This is a genomic window from Laceyella tengchongensis (assembly GCF_900182735.1).
GTDB lineage: Bacteria > Bacillota > Bacilli > Thermoactinomycetales > Thermoactinomycetaceae > Laceyella > Laceyella tengchongensis.
Genome location: NZ_FXTU01000003.1, coordinates 76,490 through 92,424, shown reverse-complemented (window position 1 = coordinate 92,424; position 15,935 = coordinate 76,490). Strand labels below are relative to the sequence as shown.

The 15,935-nt window shown below is 45.1% G+C and carries 15 protein-coding genes; 7 read left to right on the top strand and 8 right to left on the bottom strand.

The window, feature by feature from the left end; all coding sequences use genetic code 11:
• Positions 1-5: 5 nt before the first annotated feature.
• Entirely contained in the window at positions 6-401 is a 396-nt protein-coding gene (locus tag QQZ12_RS07425) for a GIY-YIG nuclease family protein (protein ID WP_106342090.1), read from the top strand.
• 171 nt (positions 402-572) lie between these two features.
• Here QQZ12_RS07425 and ppsA read toward each other — a convergent pair whose 3' ends face one another.
• The gene (gene ppsA / locus QQZ12_RS07420) at positions 573-3,188 is read right to left on the bottom strand and encodes a phosphoenolpyruvate synthase (RefSeq protein ID WP_284724200.1); all 2,616 of its coding nucleotides are present in this window, start codon (positions 3,186-3,188) and stop codon (positions 573-575) included.
• Positions 3,189-3,673: 485 nt separating this feature from the next.
• Between ppsA and QQZ12_RS07415 the strand changes: the two genes are divergently transcribed.
• The 3 genes from QQZ12_RS07415 to QQZ12_RS07405 all read left to right on the top strand — a co-directional run bounded on the left by QQZ12_RS07415 (position 3,674) and on the right by QQZ12_RS07405 (position 5,961).
• The gene (locus tag QQZ12_RS07415; protein WP_102992514.1) at positions 3,674-3,901 is read left to right on the top strand and encodes a hypothetical protein; all 228 of its coding nucleotides are present in this window, start codon (positions 3,674-3,676) and stop codon (positions 3,899-3,901) included.
• Between the two features lie 45 nt (positions 3,902-3,946).
• On the top strand, positions 3,947-4,120 hold the full coding sequence (locus QQZ12_RS07410; protein ID WP_189318822.1) for a hypothetical protein: 174 nt from the start codon (positions 3,947-3,949) through the stop codon (positions 4,118-4,120).
• A 323-nt stretch (positions 4,121-4,443) separates the two neighbouring features.
• Positions 4,444-5,961 carry a M36 family metallopeptidase gene (locus QQZ12_RS07405; protein WP_284724199.1) on the top strand — a complete coding sequence of 506 codons (1,518 nt, stop codon included), beginning with the start codon at positions 4,444-4,446 and terminating at the stop codon, positions 5,959-5,961.
• 51 nt (positions 5,962-6,012) lie between these two features.
• Here QQZ12_RS07405 and bcaP read toward each other — a convergent pair whose 3' ends face one another.
• From bcaP to QQZ12_RS07390, 3 genes are all read right to left on the bottom strand, one after another.
• Complete coding sequence (gene bcaP, locus QQZ12_RS07400) at positions 6,013-7,404, bottom strand: branched-chain amino acid transporter BcaP (protein ID WP_284724198.1); 1,392 nt, start codon at positions 7,402-7,404, stop codon at positions 6,013-6,015.
• Positions 7,405-7,781: 377 nt separating this feature from the next.
• Complete coding sequence (locus QQZ12_RS07395; RefSeq protein ID WP_284724197.1) at positions 7,782-8,429, bottom strand: hypothetical protein; 648 nt, start codon at positions 8,427-8,429, stop codon at positions 7,782-7,784.
• 229 nt (positions 8,430-8,658) lie between these two features.
• Positions 8,659-9,204: a GNAT family N-acetyltransferase gene (locus QQZ12_RS07390; protein ID WP_223247940.1), complete on the bottom strand. Its 546-nt coding sequence runs from the start codon at positions 9,202-9,204 to the stop codon at positions 8,659-8,661.
• 199 nt (positions 9,205-9,403) lie between these two features.
• Between QQZ12_RS07390 and QQZ12_RS07385 the strand changes: the two genes are divergently transcribed.
• Together QQZ12_RS07385 and QQZ12_RS07380 are read left to right on the top strand one after the other, a co-directional pair.
• Positions 9,404-9,538 carry a hypothetical protein gene (locus QQZ12_RS07385; RefSeq protein WP_262983026.1) on the top strand — a complete coding sequence of 45 codons (135 nt, stop codon included), beginning with the start codon at positions 9,404-9,406 and terminating at the stop codon, positions 9,536-9,538.
• Positions 9,539-9,934: 396 nt separating this feature from the next.
• Positions 9,935-10,867: a cation diffusion facilitator family transporter gene (locus QQZ12_RS07380; RefSeq protein ID WP_102992518.1), complete on the top strand. Its 933-nt coding sequence runs from the start codon at positions 9,935-9,937 to the stop codon at positions 10,865-10,867.
• Positions 10,868-10,911: 44 nt separating this feature from the next.
• On the opposite strand, the gene QQZ12_RS07375 is transcribed toward QQZ12_RS07380, so the two are convergent.
• The 4 genes from QQZ12_RS07375 to QQZ12_RS07360 form a co-directional block, all read right to left on the bottom strand.
• Positions 10,912-11,649 (bottom strand): ABC transporter permease, encoded by a 738-nt coding sequence (locus QQZ12_RS07375; RefSeq protein ID WP_102992519.1) that lies wholly within the window; start codon positions 11,647-11,649, stop codon positions 10,912-10,914.
• On the bottom strand, positions 11,642-12,526 hold the full coding sequence (locus QQZ12_RS07370; RefSeq protein ID WP_102992520.1) for an ABC transporter ATP-binding protein: 885 nt from the start codon (positions 12,524-12,526) through the stop codon (positions 11,642-11,644). Before QQZ12_RS07370 ends, QQZ12_RS07375 begins: the two co-directional genes overlap by 8 nt.
• Before the next feature lie 98 nt (positions 12,527-12,624).
• The gene (locus tag QQZ12_RS07365; RefSeq protein WP_102992521.1) at positions 12,625-13,665 is read right to left on the bottom strand and encodes a sensor histidine kinase; all 1,041 of its coding nucleotides are present in this window, start codon (positions 13,663-13,665) and stop codon (positions 12,625-12,627) included.
• Positions 13,655-14,368: a response regulator transcription factor gene (locus tag QQZ12_RS07360; RefSeq protein WP_102992522.1), complete on the bottom strand. Its 714-nt coding sequence runs from the start codon at positions 14,366-14,368 to the stop codon at positions 13,655-13,657. The genes QQZ12_RS07365 and QQZ12_RS07360 overlap by 11 nt, the downstream gene beginning before the upstream one ends.
• Positions 14,369-14,648: 280 nt before the next feature.
• Between QQZ12_RS07360 and QQZ12_RS07355 the strand changes: the two genes are divergently transcribed.
• Positions 14,649-15,881 (top strand): dicarboxylate/amino acid:cation symporter, encoded by a 1,233-nt coding sequence (locus QQZ12_RS07355; RefSeq protein WP_102992523.1) that lies wholly within the window; start codon positions 14,649-14,651, stop codon positions 15,879-15,881.
• The last annotated feature ends 54 nt before the right edge of the window (positions 15,882-15,935 follow it).

Sequence of the window (15,935 nt, the reverse complement as noted above, 5' to 3'; positions counted from 1 at the left end):
TAGGGATGGATAAGCAACAGCGCAAACAACTCATTCAAAACTATAAGCAAACTCATCGTCCCATGGGGATTTATCAACTCAAAAACCAAATCAACGGAAAAATGTTGATCGGCAGCAGCATGAATCTGGACGCAACCTTCAATCGGGAAACGTTTATGTTGTCGATGAACAGCCATATAAACCATGAATTGCAAGAGGATTGGAACCAATACGGAAAGGATGCTTTCACTTTTGACATACTGGAACGAATCAAACCCCGTGAAGAAATCATCACCCATCCCGATGAATTGGACAAATATCAAACTGAATTGAAAGAGATGGAAGAAAAATGGTTGCAAAAGTTGCAACCGTATGGAGACCAAGGATATAACAAATTGAAAAAAGCCAAAAATGCACGCTAGGCAGAACGCCTGCTAAGCACTTTGTGAATAATGGGAATCAGGCAAGATGGGTATGTGTAGCAAACTAGTTTACAATTAACCGGAAATGATGAGTCACCCGTTCACCAGATAACGATGAAAAAGCACCGCTCTGGTAATCACTAGAGCGGTGCTTTTCATTAAAGAATTTAATCACAATATTTCAATATACCCTTCCGTTCCATGCACTCGAATACGTTGCCCATCTTTTATCCGTTTGGTGGCATTTTCAACACCCACAACGGCTGGCAAGCCATATTCGCGCGCGATGACAGCTCCATGAGTCATCAATCCCCCCACTTCAGTAACTAATCCTTTGATGTTTACAAACAATGGTGTCCAGCTAGGGTCGGTGTATGCTGTGATCAAGATATCTCCATCTTCCAGATCTGCCTCTTCCATCTTTAAAATGACCCGTGCCCTGCCCTCTATCACTCCGGAAGAAACCGGCAAGCCGACAATCGCATGCGCAGGAAGGTTTTCTCGTTGGTATTTACCTGCAACGATCTCACCGTCAGACGTAATAACGCGCGGGGGAGTAAGTTTTTCAAATCGTTTGTGCTCTTCTTTTCGCTTGTTGATGATCTGATCATCTAGTGTGTTTGTCGCGACAACTTCGCGAAGTTCTTCAAACGTGAGATAGAAGATATCTTCTTTTTCTCGAATGACGTTGACTTGTACAAGCTGTTCGGCTTCCTTCATCAACGCTTGCTTGTAAACGAAAAAGCGATTGATCATACTGTATTTTGGATATTCTCGATAACCGATGAAATCCCGAATCAGTCTGATCACTTGTTTTGTTTGTTTAGCTTTATGCTCACCATCTGGCAGTTGCTTCAACCGCTCTAATAACTCTCGTTCCTTATTCAACGCTTCCTGCCGCCCTTGCTCAAATTTTCGCGCACTGGCATTGGGCGCAAAATTTTTGATGTTACTGAGAATCATCGGGATGAGTGCCGTTGGTTTTTCACTCCAACGAGGTTTGGTAATATCGATTTCCCCTGTACAGCGCATGCCGTATTTGTCAAGATAAGCAAGGATCGCCTCCTTCGCTTCCTGACCGCCGTCAAACTTCGTCAGTTCATCCAAAAAATTTTCATCTTTTGTATGTTGCAAATAATGAATCACTTCCGGATAAGGGCGAATCACATCGGCGACATCCAGTAGCGCCAACCCCATCTCCGAAGTAATGTTATTGGGTACCGATAAAGTCAGCGTATCTGCCGCGTTTTTCTCACCCAACCATTCCTGCATTTTTTTATTGATCCAAAAGGAAGCGTTCATAGCAACCATAATCACATCTAAGCTTTGTGAATCAGATAACATCTTCTTTAATCGTTCGCAATCTTCCAGAATAAAATCAAACAAATCCAACCCTGATTTTGTTTGGATGTTTTGTTTTAACTCTGCTAACGATACCTCACTCTGCTTAATCAAATCACGAACAATTGTCGGGTCTTTATGGAGGTTTTTCTCTAAAAATTCCCAAGACATCCCTTCATTGATTTTACTGATATGTTGTACTCCTTCACCATTGGGTCGCGATTTAATAAAGCCTTCTCGCTCCACGATGGTGATGAGCGCATTTTTGATGAGCGGATCAGATTGTTCGATGGCATTTAATAACATCTCTCTGCTGTCAGGTGAAGCTAGCAAATGCGTAACATCGACAAACAACCTTCCTCCCGCTTTTTTCATGGGCTGAAACGATGTTAACTGAAATATCGACAGGCCCAATGGTTTCATGGGGTCCGTCATCATCTGTTGATGGCCGACCGATACATAGACGCGATTTTCTTGATCATCCGCTTCAGGGATGGGGTATAAAGTCGTGATTGGCCGGCTCTGGACAATATAAAATGTGTCATCAACCAAACACCACTCGATATCTTGTGGGCAACCAAAGTACGTCTCAATCTGTTTTCCTATGCGTGCCAGTTGTAAGATTTGTTGGTCCATAAGGGTTTGCGATTTTTGCTGATCAGGATCGATGGGCTGCGTCTCGGTTCCACCTTCTTTTCGTCCATAAATAGCCCATTTTTTGGTTGCTATCATCTTATCGACAATGTTATCTTCTTGCACTTTATAGCAATCCGCTGTGACCAAGCCCGAGACGATAGCCTCGCCCAAGCCAAAACTGGCATCAATAGATACCACCTTTCGGTTTGAATGAATGGGATCGGCAGTGAATAAAACGCCTGAAGCCTGTGGGAACACCATCCGTTGAATAATTACAGATAGATGAACGTGCTTGTGATCAAATCCGTTTTGCATGCGGTAAATCACGGCGCGATCAGTAAAGAGGGAAGCCCAACATTTACTAATGTGTTGCAATATTGCATCTTTGCCAATGATATTTAAATAGGTGTCTTGCTGACCGGCAAAAGAGGCATGTGGTAAATCTTCAGCAGTTGCACTGGAACGCACTGCATAGGCATGTTCATCGCCAAGCTGAGTGAGAACATGATCAACATCTTTCACAACATCGGAAGGAATCTCCACTTCCATTATCACTTTTCGAATCTTCTTGCAGATATCACCGATTTGATCTCGGTCATCTACGTTTAGCCTTGTTAGTTGATTCAACAATGCACGGAAGGCTTCATTGTGTTTGAGAGCCTTATGATAAGCTTCTGTCGTAACACAAAATCCTTCTGGCACGTGTATTCCATTAATCTTCGATAATTCCCCTAAATTCAATCCTTTGCCCCCGACGCGCAAAAGCTGCGTATGATCAATCTCCTGCAATCTGACAACATAAGCACTCATTTCAACTCTCCCCCTTTTTTAAACACTGCTTATCGCCACATTAAAAAAATAACCATCTCATCTTATCTCTTTTGGCAATGCTCTATAGCGCTGATTACAATATTTATGTATAAATTCTAGAACTTAGCTCTAAGAATAAACAGCCTATATCTTATCCCATTTATCCTTTATAATTGAAAGGGGAGAGACATACTCCATTTCACTCCCTTGTTCTTGTTCAAGGAGAAAAGAAATATTACATTCATCTAGTACATATCGAAAGAGCCCTGATGATGCAGATCAAAGGGCTCTTTTTTATGTGAAACTTTGTGACTTAGCAAATGATACCCGCTACCCGCGCCTCGCGCCCTGCGGCAGACGTAGGAACACCCCTCTATCACTCCCTCCTCTGCACATCTCTGTCCAAGCACGTTGGAAGTATGAACTTCCGCTTATTTGATCAAACTACTTCAGATGATTCCTCTTAACGACAAGGAGTGATTTTCATGAACATCAAAGATGTGCAAAACGAATTAAACCAACTGCGAAACCAATTTTCCAATGAAGTGAACGCATTGAAAGAGCAACTGGCCCAACTGCAACAATCTATGGATCGCCTAAGCCAAACCCAGTCATTCCATCAGCCCGCATCAGTGCAAGAGCAAATGTCTCAACAAATCATATCGCGCACAACACAACCTGATCACGAAGCTCATCAATATACCGGCAGATAACACAACAGGCCGATTGTCGTGAATATTTCCTCTAGGAGATCACCATTGATGAAACCTGATATAGATCCTGAAATCGTCTCCGACGGAAAAAGGACACAATCTGGCTCAATCGACACCCAACTGTCCTCTTCCGCCCGAGAAAACGCCCTTACTCAAGATGAACCCACCAAATTTGGCGAACTCGCTCCCAGGGACACCCTCGAAGAGAAACGAAACTGAATAATGGCCTTAGTGTAAACGAGCCGATGGTTTCTACGACAGGGAACTATCGGCTCGTTTGGATATCAAGACACCTCTGCCGAATGAAATCACCTCACAACGCGCCAGCACCGCCATATGCCAAGTGGCCTAGGCATCCCCCTAGAGGGGTGTTTTTTTCTTTTGCCCATCTTCCTGTGTAGCCACATTTTTCAAATATGCCACTGTCAAGGTTCAATCAGATATTTTTTTATATTTATTTAGTTAAAATTGTTATTCTTTTTTAAAAGTAAATAATATAATGTGTTTATAAAAGATCCATTCACTGAAGGAGCGTGCTGCCCATGGCCAAACGGAACTTCTTTATCGCAACAACGACAGCGATCGCCTTGACGCTGTCCATCCCGATCGCATTTGCCGAACCGGGAACTAGCTCTGACCAATCACAAGTGAAGACGCTTGATGCCAAATCCATAGCGGATCAGTACCTGAAGCAGAACGCCGATAAATACCAATTGCCATCAGATCTTTCTGGCCTTAAATACGTGACGACCATTGATACCCCTGCAGGCTCCTATGTTCGCTATCAACAAGAGATCCAAGGTGCACCCGTCTTCACCAAACAGGTGACAGTCACTATCGACCGCACAGGCACTCCCCTGCTCGCTGTCTCGGACTATGTCCCGTACAGTTCTATTGAACAAATGAAAAAGAAAATCTCCCATTCTGAAGCAGAAGCAAAAGCGCTCAGCTATATCGGTGGAAACGACACTAGCAAATGGACACCGGCATCGCGCCAATTTGGCTATGTGATTGAAAACGGCAAAGCCATCCCGTCTTACCATGTTGTCGTGAGAACAAAAACGCCTAAGGACGAATGGGATACGTACATTCACGCCGGTAGCGGGAAATTGCTCAAGAAGAAAAACCGAGTGCAACACGTCACTGGTACCGGTACCGTCTTTAACCCCAATCCGGTCGAATCCAAAGGAACGACCTCTGGTTTGAGCGACAATCAGGACAAGGACTCTGCAGCACTGACAAGCCAGCTGAAATCGGTCATCCTACAGGGGCTGGACGGCTCGGGTTATCTCAGAGGACAGTATGTCACCATTTCGTCAAAAGCGAAAACATACTCCGCAACAAATACGTTCAACTATACTCGCGCGAATGACAGCTTTGAGGATGTCATGGCCTATTATCATATCGACAGTTTGCAACGCTACATTCAAAGTCTCGGCTTCAATAACATCAACAACCGTGCGATCAAAGTCAATGTAAACGGCACAACGGCAGATAACTCTTACTATTCTCCGGCCACCAAATCATTAACTTTTGGCACCGGCGGTGTGGATGATGCAGAAGATGCCGGAATCATCGCGCATGAGTATGGTCATTCAATCCAAGACAATCAAGTGCCTGACTGGGGCCAATCGGCTGAAGGTGGAGCGATGGGCGAAGGGTTCGGCGATTTCCTGGGAGCCACTTATGAAGACGCCATGACTGGCAATGACTCATACGGGAAAGCTTGCATTGGTGAATGGGATGCTGTCTCATATTCCTCCACCAACCCGCCTTGCTTGCGCCGCTTAGACACAAACAAAGTGTATCCGCGCGATTGGGCTGGTGAAGTGCATGATGACGGCGAAATCTGGTCCCAAGGCGAGTATGAAATGGCGAAAGCATTCGGACGGGATGTGGCTACAAAACTAATCCTTCAATCCCATTGGTCCCTGACACCGAACGCAACCTTTGCCGATGGCGCCAAGGCAATTAAGCAAGCAGACGTCATGCTCTACAATGGTGCGCACGCCGCCCAAATCGATGCGATCTGGGCCGCACGAGGCATTCCCACCAACTAAAAAAACAAAAAAACAGCCGGGAAACTTTGTCTTCCCGGCTGTTTTTCGTTATCACCCATTCAAATGAGATCTTTTTCTGGAATACAAGAAATAAATCGACAATCCAATGGTCAACCAGATGAGAAACGCGTACCAAGTGCTTGCAGATAGATTCGTCATCAAAAAAATACAAACTGCCATCGACATCAGCGGAACAAAAGGGACAGCAGGTGTGCGAAACTTGCGCGGCAATTCAGGTTGCGTTTTGCGAAGAACAATCACCCCAAGCGAGATCAGGACAAAAGCAGTCAATGTCCCAATATTAATCATCTCCGCCAAACGATCCAGTGGCACGATGCCCCCTAGTAAAGCGGCAACACTACCAATGATCCACGTAGCCCGATACGGCGTTTGAAATTTTGGATGAACCTTGGAGAAAACGGAGGGCAATAGGCCGTCCCTTGACATAGCAAAAGCGATCCGGGTTTGTCCAAACAGCATGACCAACATAACGGTAAGCATTCCCACAATGGCTCCCAAATCGATAAAACCAGCAACCCAGTCCTGCCCCGCATACTGCAACGCGAGTGAAACCGGATGAGCAACCCCTTCGAACTCAGCAAAAGGAACAATCCCCGTCATGATCGCGGAAACAACGATATACAAAAGAATGCAGATGAAGAGCGAATACATAATCCCCCGCGGCAAATCTTTCGCCGGATTTTTGGTTTCCTCCGCAGCGGCAACAACAGCGTCAAACCCCAAAAATGCGGTAAACGTGATTGCGGCAGCAGAGAAAACTCCCTCCAAACCAAAAGGCATAAAATTATGCCAATTGTCAGGTTTGACATAACCGATGCCCACAATCACAAATAAGATCACGACAGCAGTTTTGATCAGCACCATGATATTATTCACACGCGCTGACTCTTTTACTCCTCTGGCTACAAAAAAAGTGATCACGATGACAACGGCGAAAGCGGGCAAGTTAAACCATGTCTCCACCCCAGGCACGGCTCCGTGAGCCGCAGTCAATGCCGTTGGCAAGGAGATGCCTAAGCCTTGCAATAAACTCTGCAAATATCCCGACCATCCCGCAGAAACGAGACTGACTGCAAGAAGATATTCCAGAATCAAATCCCATCCGATAATCCAAGCGATCAATTCTCCCAATGTCGCATAAGCAAATGTATACACAGACCCCGAGACGGGCACCAAGGTGGCAAACTCAGCATAGCACAGGGCTGTTAAAGCACATGCTAAACCCGAAATGAGGAATGAAATCATGATTCCAGGACCGGCCGTCACCGCCCCTGTGCCCGTAAGCACAAAAATCCCCGTGCCGATGATGGCTCCCAACCCCAGCAATGTCAGATCCCATGTACCCAAGGTTCTTTTTAATGCTGTGCCTGTCTGGGCTTGTTGCATCATGGCAGAAATACTTTTCTTTCTAAACAAATCCATAAACCAACCTCCTACACCAGCGAAAACATCACAATTGTAAGTCAATTTCACAAAAAACCTTAACTATTTCATCCTTTGATCATAAAGGTATTATCTTCGTAAAACTTGATACAATATGTATGAAATAAGATGAATATTTTTGGATAAAAAGATCAAATCAAGCCACATTACAAAATTCATCCATCGCAGAGCAATAAAAAAAGACGCCAGGCGTCTTCTACATTCTCTACTCCTTGCGGGAGTGGTTCATATACAGAAGAATTAGATGGTCAAGGCGGTGTCAACGAAATGCTGACGAACAGTAAACCCTCCGAACATTTAAGTTGCTCGCAGGGCTGAAAGCTTGTGTTCCGTTCCAGTGCGCCAGAGATCGTCCTTTAACCCGGCAAAAAAAATCCATTCTCCTGCAATGATGTTTTGGTCAATCGCAGATAATCTAGGGATTTTTGCAGGTCTTGTTCGATTTCCACTGTCTTTTGACTTCCATTTAAAAGATTGATCACCGCAATTTTTTCAGGGAAAGATAACATTCCCCGATGGCAAAAGACAGAAATGATATGCTTAAATGCGTCCAAAACATACGGATTGTCTGAAACAACATATTTTTTTATGTTCAGCGAATCAGGGGACCAATGAACCACATGCAAGTTCAATTGCAAACTCAGATCCAACTCTTTGATGAACGCATGCAACTCTTCAAATAAAAACACAGGCGGGTCCGCACGATGATCGTTGAGCAAATATTGCATCAAATGATCAGTCGTTTTCAACAACACTTCATGGTAATGATACTCCGATTCAAACAATTTGGCGTCAACTCTCCAATATCGGCCAATCAATTCAAGAATGCGGATGCCCGAACGCCTTTCAACGGGCAAGCGGTAATAGGCCTGAATCACTTGGTTTACTGTGTTTTGAACAGCCCGCATCCATTCGGGAGGCATCACATTGCCGCATCTGTCACAACAGAGCCAACCATACATCATATCCTCATCAGACAACACGTTCCCATCTCTCATACCCATTTCTTTCACCTCATTATTTGCCGGGCAGCCGCAGGAAGTTGACTAAACTGGAGACATCTTTACTTCCTCACCGCGACTGGTTATCGTTGCCATCATTATACCATTATTGATAACGATTATCAATGTCAATTTAACCCTAACCATCAACGAAATATCATTGATTCCTGAAAAAAAGAGCGGATGATCTCCGCTCTTTTTCAAATCACAAACGTCTTGAAGGTAGTGTAGCCTAATTCCCTTTCTGGTTATCAAAAATAAAATACCAGTAGAGCGCAATTTCGTTAGCAACTTCCTTTATCCCCCGATAAACATATTGATCAAAACCACCCAAGACAAATCCATAGCGTTCATAGAATTTACAAGCGCGTACATTTTTATTTTGAGTTTCCAGCATCATCCCCATCATTCCTTGATCAACTGCCCACTCCTTGATCTTATTCATCAGTTGCTGGCCGAGCCCGTACCCCCTGTATCTTTTGTCAACTTGTATATCTTCCACATAGGCCATCTGATTCCAATTTCGCTTGGCAGCAACAAAGCCAACAATGTGGTTGCCTGCAAGGGCCACATACATGGTGCGATCCGGATGGCTGACATAATCGGCCCAATCCATCAGATCATCCATCTCTCCATATTGTTTTTCATATGCCGGAATCTTGATTACTGAGTAGTTGATTGAACTGTCCGTTGTGTGCAAGCGCAATACCGAGTCAACTAAAAATCGGCCGTCAATAGCTACAGGCCGGTGCAGATCTTCGTTCGTTAACTTCTTCATCTCGATGTGCATGCCGGAAGAACAGACGCTAAACATTTCGTTGCGTCTGTTCCCACACCTCCTTATTACAATCACTCTAAAATAGTGAATTCATACCCTATTATTCGTCCAAGCTCTTCTCTATCAACATGCATATGAATATATGGAAAGTTGATAGAAAAAATCACTTTCAAATCCGCCTGTAAAGGAGGGGATTTTGATGACTAGACGCGTTAAAAAGTGGGTTTGGAAAAACACAAACTGGAATTCAAACTGGAACAAAAATATTAACAAGAACACCATTAATATCAAAATTGGTGCCAAGAAAAAGAAAAGAAAAAAAAGACGTCGCTAAGACTATTAAATAGAGCTGTAAGCCAAACACCCTACTAAATGTAGGGTGTTTGGCATTTCTTAACCAATACAATAACCTCTCTCACTGGAATTACAACAGTCATTATAAACCAATCCGGCTCATTTTTATAGAATTTTTATAATATATTTTATTATTCACACTCTACGAGGGAGTGAAATGCTTCCCAGTATTCAAGGGCAATAACTGATCAAAAAACTAAAAATAAAAAAAGGGAACGACACCTTAAACAATGGCCGCAGGTGAAGCTTCCAAATACTCTGCTTTCTCTAAGCCCCAGAAGAAATTCTTGAGGGAGATTGCTATTCATAACCAGCTGGCATATAATTATAATAATTATCTAATGATAATCATTATAAAAAAAGGAGGGCGAACATCATTAAATCCCATGATTATCATCATCTCAATCACGTCAAACAGCAGCCGACTTCTAAAACCGCCTTATGGATCACCCTGTGTTTGACATTGTTTTTCACCATTGTAGAAATCCTCGGCGGATTGCTGTCAAACTCTCTCGCTCTCTTGTCGGATTCAGCGCATATGGTTTCGGATGTGATCGCTTTGGGATTAAGTTTGACCGCTGTCTACCTGGCTGCACGCAAACCAGATCACAAATACACTTTTGGCTTCCTTCGCTTTGAAATCATCGCTTCTTTCTTGAATGGATTAGCACTCGCCGCCATATCGGTCGGCATTTTCATCGAAGGCATCCTTCGCTTGATCCGGCCGCAAGCAATCAACCTGCGACTGATGTTGGGGGTCGCTATCGTGGGCTTACTGGTGAATTTGGTGTTGACCGTTGTTTTGATGCGCCAATCCAAGAAAGAAGAAAATTTGAATATTAAAAGCGCCTTATGGCATTTTTTCGGCGACTTGCTCAGCTCAGTCGGCATCATTGTTTCCTCTCTGCTTATCTTCATAACTGGATACACCCTGTTTGATCCGTTGGTTAGCATGATGATCGGTGGCATCATCTTCTATGGCGGAGCAAAGATTATTCGAGAATCTTATCTGATCCTGATGGAGTCGGTTCCCACCACATTCGACCTTGAGGCGATCCGCAACGACATCCAGTCGGCGCCGGGAGTGGTCGATGTCCATGAAATGCACTTATGGGCGATATCCACTGACCACTACTCGCTGTCGGCGCATGTGTTTGTTCGTGAAGATGCAGATCCCCTGCGTACCATCCGGACCATCAACCATCTCCTCAAGGAGACGTACGGCATCGAACATTTGACGATTCAAGCGGAACATCCCGCCATCCATGATCATGGCGAATATGGAAAACAATTTTTGGCCTCACATTGATCGGGGTAGTAAACAACGCCCAGACCATGATTGGTCTGGGCGTTTTAATGAACGTCTGCTTTATTGAAGTAAGCGATGGAGGCGATCCAACCCAACAAGCAAGTGACTGCGATGCCGATATAGGAAACCTCTGGCGGATATTTGGGGTCGAGCGTTCCATTAGCGATATCTAGTGCGGCTACCCATGGGAACAATCCCCGATGCTCGGAAGTTGCCAGCATGACATTGACCAAGGTGATGGCGATGGTAACAATGATGGAGGGCACGAAATTCTTGAACACCAGCGTGATCAACACAATCGGGGTGGTCAGCAAGAACGATAGCATCCCTGCCACTGCAAATTGGCTGAAAGTTTGACTGACCATCGCTTCACTCAACCCCGTAAACTGCCCCAATGAGCCGAACAACAAGGCAAGAACCCAAGTTTCCAGGGTCAACAGCATGATCCAGAAAAACAGAAGCACCCATTTGCTAAGCAGCAAACCTACACGCGAAACCGGAATAGTCAACAGATTTTTCAAGGTATCTTCGGTGTATTCCCGACTGTAAAGATAGGCGGTGATCACTCCATTCAACGGAGGACTGATCAACAAGATCGCGTAGATGCTCGTATTGAGGAACAGCACATCAAACTCCGCAATGATCGTGGGCAACTCCGTTTTCATCTGAATGTACATCGCCGCCGCCACCATGAGCGGAGCAACGGCCGAGCCGATCACGCTAAGTATGAACATCTTGGAGCGCTTGAGCTTCAAAAACTCGGTGTACAAAAGATTAGCCAATTGCCCCACCCCCTACCAACTTCGTGAAGTAATCTTCCAATCGGTCTTCACTCTCCACCATCTTGATCACATCCATGTCGTTGAGCACAAACAAACGATTCATTCGACTCTGTTGCCCAAGATGGGAATAAACGCGGATGATCCCATCCTCATAAACCTCATAATCGATTCCTTCAAAGTGCTTCTCCAACAACATGGCCGCTTTATTATCATTAGACACCTGAAATTCCATGTATTTGCGGTTTCTTTTCCGAAGCTGGGCAATCGTCACTTCTTCCAACAACTTTCCTTCATGAATAAAGCCCATGCGGTCCACCAACTGCTCGATCTCCGATAAAATGTGGCTGGAGATGAGAATGGTGATATTTCGTTCTCTCGCCAAACTGTTGATGAGCCTGCGCATCTCCTTGATACCGATCGGATCTAGCCCATTAGTCGGCTCATCCAAAATCAAAAGTTCCGGATAATGGAGCAAAGCTCTGGCGATTCCCAGGCGTTGCTTCATACCCAGCGAATATTTTCCCACCAACTTTTTCGCTTCTTTATGCAACCCCACAAGCTCCAACACCTCATCAATGGCTTGCTTCTTGTGTATGCCGATGATTTTGGCGTTAATGAGCAAATTCTCTCTTGCCGTGAGGTTCTCATAAAAGCCCGGCACTTCCACAATCGACCCGATTCTACGCAAAATGGCCACCTGATTATCCCACAGATTTTCGCCGAATATTTCAACCTCGCCATAGGTCGGTTTGATCAATCCCAACAACATGCGAATCGTCGTTGTTTTACCCGCGCCGTTTCGCCCCAGAAATCCATAAATCTCTCCTTGATTGACGGTCATGTTCAAGTTGACGACGGATTTTTGGTTGCCATACATTTTCGTAAGATTCCTCGTTCTAATCACTGCACTCAATTTGACACCTTCTTTCCATCAACGTACCGTCCCTATTATGGAATCAAGGATTTAATTGTGTCTTATCTGTTTCTTAAATCATTCTTAACTATGTGTTTAGGAAACGAAATGCCAAATACGGTCCGTTCCCACGGAACGCTTTGTACCCAAATGTTCCCGTGGTTTTTTTCAACTAACGATTTGGCGATGGCCAACCCCAGCCCGCTTCCTCCGCGCAGAGGATTTCGGGACTGGTCACCACGGTACATCCGTTCAAACACATTCTGCATCTCTTCTTCGGCGATGCCTGGGCCTCTGTCCCAAATGAGCGCCTGAAACTCACCATCCGTTTCTGACAATTCCACTCCCAACACTTTTCCTTCTGCTCCGTAATTGACAGTATTCTTTATGATATTAGTTATGATCCGCACCACACTGAGCCGATCCGCCAAAATCATGCATTGCCGATCCGGGATATCCACTTGAATCGTTATGTCCTGCTGTTTGAAAATGGGCAAAAAACCAATCAACGTTTCTCTGATCAGTTCGGCCAAATCAAACCGCTCTGGCTTCATCGGCATCTCATCGGCGTCCAACTTGGCCATCGTGAATATTTCGTCGATCATGTCTTTCAGTTTCTTCGCCTTGTCGGAAACAATCTGTGTATATGCTTGTTTTTCTTCCTCCGAGACCGCGATTCCGTCCTTTAGCGCGTCCACATAGCCGATAATGGATGTGAGGGGAGTACGGATATCGTGGGAAATGCTGGACAAAAGGCTTTTTCGAGCCATCTGTGACCGGATCGCCTGGATGTGCACTTGCTCTAATCGCTCAATCATTTCATTCGCCGTGAAAACGAATTCATCCATCAGGCGATCCCCATTCGTGAACAACCTGCTTTTTAAGTTGCCATCAAGAGCCATCCTAAGCGTCGCGACCATTGCTTGCAATCGGGCGGCATAACGGAATCGTTCGCGTAGCAGAAGCACCGCGACGAAGAATAAAACGAGATATGAGATCCACCTAACCTGATCTGGGGCATAGGCGGACACATCTGCAAATACAAGCCCAGTAATAGCCATAAATTGCAAGGCGACCAACCAAACGCCCTTATTATGATTCATCTTTTTCACCCACAAACTTATAGCCAATGCCCCATACCGTCTGAATGAACTGCGGATTGGAAGGATCTGCTTCAATTTTCTTTCTCAGCTTTCTGATATGCACCATCACCGTATTATCATCTTCCATGTAGTTGTTGTCCCAAACATTGCGAAACAATTGCGTTTTGGTGAACACCTGGCCCGGATGGGTAACGAAAAACTTGAGCAATTGAAACTCTTTTGCGGTCAACGCTACTTCACACCCATCACGGGTGACGGTGTACGTTTTTAAGTCCACTGTGAGCCCTCTGTATTTAAGCACTTCGTTTACACAAGAACGATCCTCACTGCCAAGCACCAAAAATCTTCTTAAGAGCGCCTTGACCCTAGCGACGACTTCATTAATGCTGAATGGTTTGGTGATATAATCGTCTGCCCCAATGCTCAAGCCGACGATCTTATCTACTTCATCATCTTTGGCCGTCAGCATCAGAATCGGCACATTACTTTTGTCCCTCAATTTTCTACACACTTCCATCCCATCCACCTTCGGCATCATCAGATCCAAAATGATGAGGTTGTACTTCTTGTGCGAAAACAAGCGAAGCACCTCCTCTCCATTGATAGCGGTGTCGACTTCATACAACTCCCGCTGCAAATATTTTTTCAACAAGTCCCTGATCTCTTTATCATCATCGGCGATCAGCACGCGTATGTTCTCCAATGGGCTCCCCCCTCTGCCACTTCAGCATACATTTTCAAAAAAGAAGGTGGCATTTCTGCTAGAAATACCACCCTTCCACTCTATCGATTACGCCCCGCCAAAGTTTCACAACAATCGTATCATACGCACTGAAATTTTGCATATGCCGCCCATCACCCGTCAAATACCATTATGCACATCGCCATATTGAAATGTTATAATAAACTTGATATTTACAATATAATGAATTATGCCATTTTCCCAACACAAAACGTAAAGCAAAGATGAAAGGTGTGGATTTATGAAAAAACTCTCACTGACAACCAAAATATTAATCGGCATCATTCTTGGCCTTATCGTCGGTGTCATCCTAAACTTATTTTTACCTGAACTATTCAAACTATTGAACAATTATTTATTTGACCCAATCAGTGTCTTGTTTATTAAAGCGATCAAAATGGTTGTAGTCCCCTTGGTTTTCTTCTCCTTGGTAGCAGGGGCCGCGGGCATTGCCGATCCCAAGAAATTGGGACGGATCGGCATAAAGACCATCGTCCTTTATATTCTCACTACCGCGATTGCGATTACCTTCGCCTTGATATTGGCTAACCTCATCGAGCCCGGTGTGGGTACGAGTATTGAGAAACCGGCTGAAAAGCCGAAGATTGAAACGGCTCCAAGCATGAAAGACACCCTGTTGAACATCATTCCCGAAAATCCGGTGTCGGCGATGGCCAATGCAGACATGTTGCAAATTATTTTCTTCGCGTTGCTGTTTGGTATCGGCATGGCTTTGTTGGGAAACAAAGTGGATCAAGTGCGGCAGTTTATCGATCAAGGCAATGAGATCATGCTGAGATTGGTGACCATCATCATGGCTTGTGCGCCGTATGCCGCTTTCGCGTTAATGGCGCGGGCGATTGGGCAAGCTGGCATTGACTTGATCGGCTCGATGGCGTGGTACATGATCACCTTGATCCTGGCATTGATCGTTCACATGGGAATCACTTACAGTGCGTTGCTAAGCTTGTTCGCCAAATACAACCCGATACAGTTTTTCAAGAAAATGGGGCGGGCAATAGAGGTAGCTTTCACCACCAGCAGCAGTGCGGCCACTTTGCCAGTCACCATGGACGTAGCTGAAAAAGACTTTCACATCCCCAAATCAATCAGCAGTTTCGTCTTGCCTCTGGGGGCCACCATCAATATGGACGGCACCGCCATCATGCAAGGGGTGGCTGCGCTGTTCATCGCGCAACTGTATGGCATCCCGCTGGGATTGGAAGAGCAATTGGTCATCATCCTGACGGCCACATTGGCTTCCATCGGCACAGCCGCCGTCCCCGGAGCCGGTTTGATCATGCTGACCATGGTATTGCAATCGGTTGGCCTGCCGGTGGAGGGTATCGCGATTGTGTTGGGGGTAGACCGCTTGCTCGATATGAGCAGGACGGCAACCAACATCACTGGAGATGTGTGCGTAGCAATCGTTGTCGCCAAAGGAGAAAAAGACAAAGAAGAGCAAGTAGCATAACCATATATAGAAAGAAGCCTCCTTTCAGCTTACAAAAGGAGGCTTCTTGTTTTA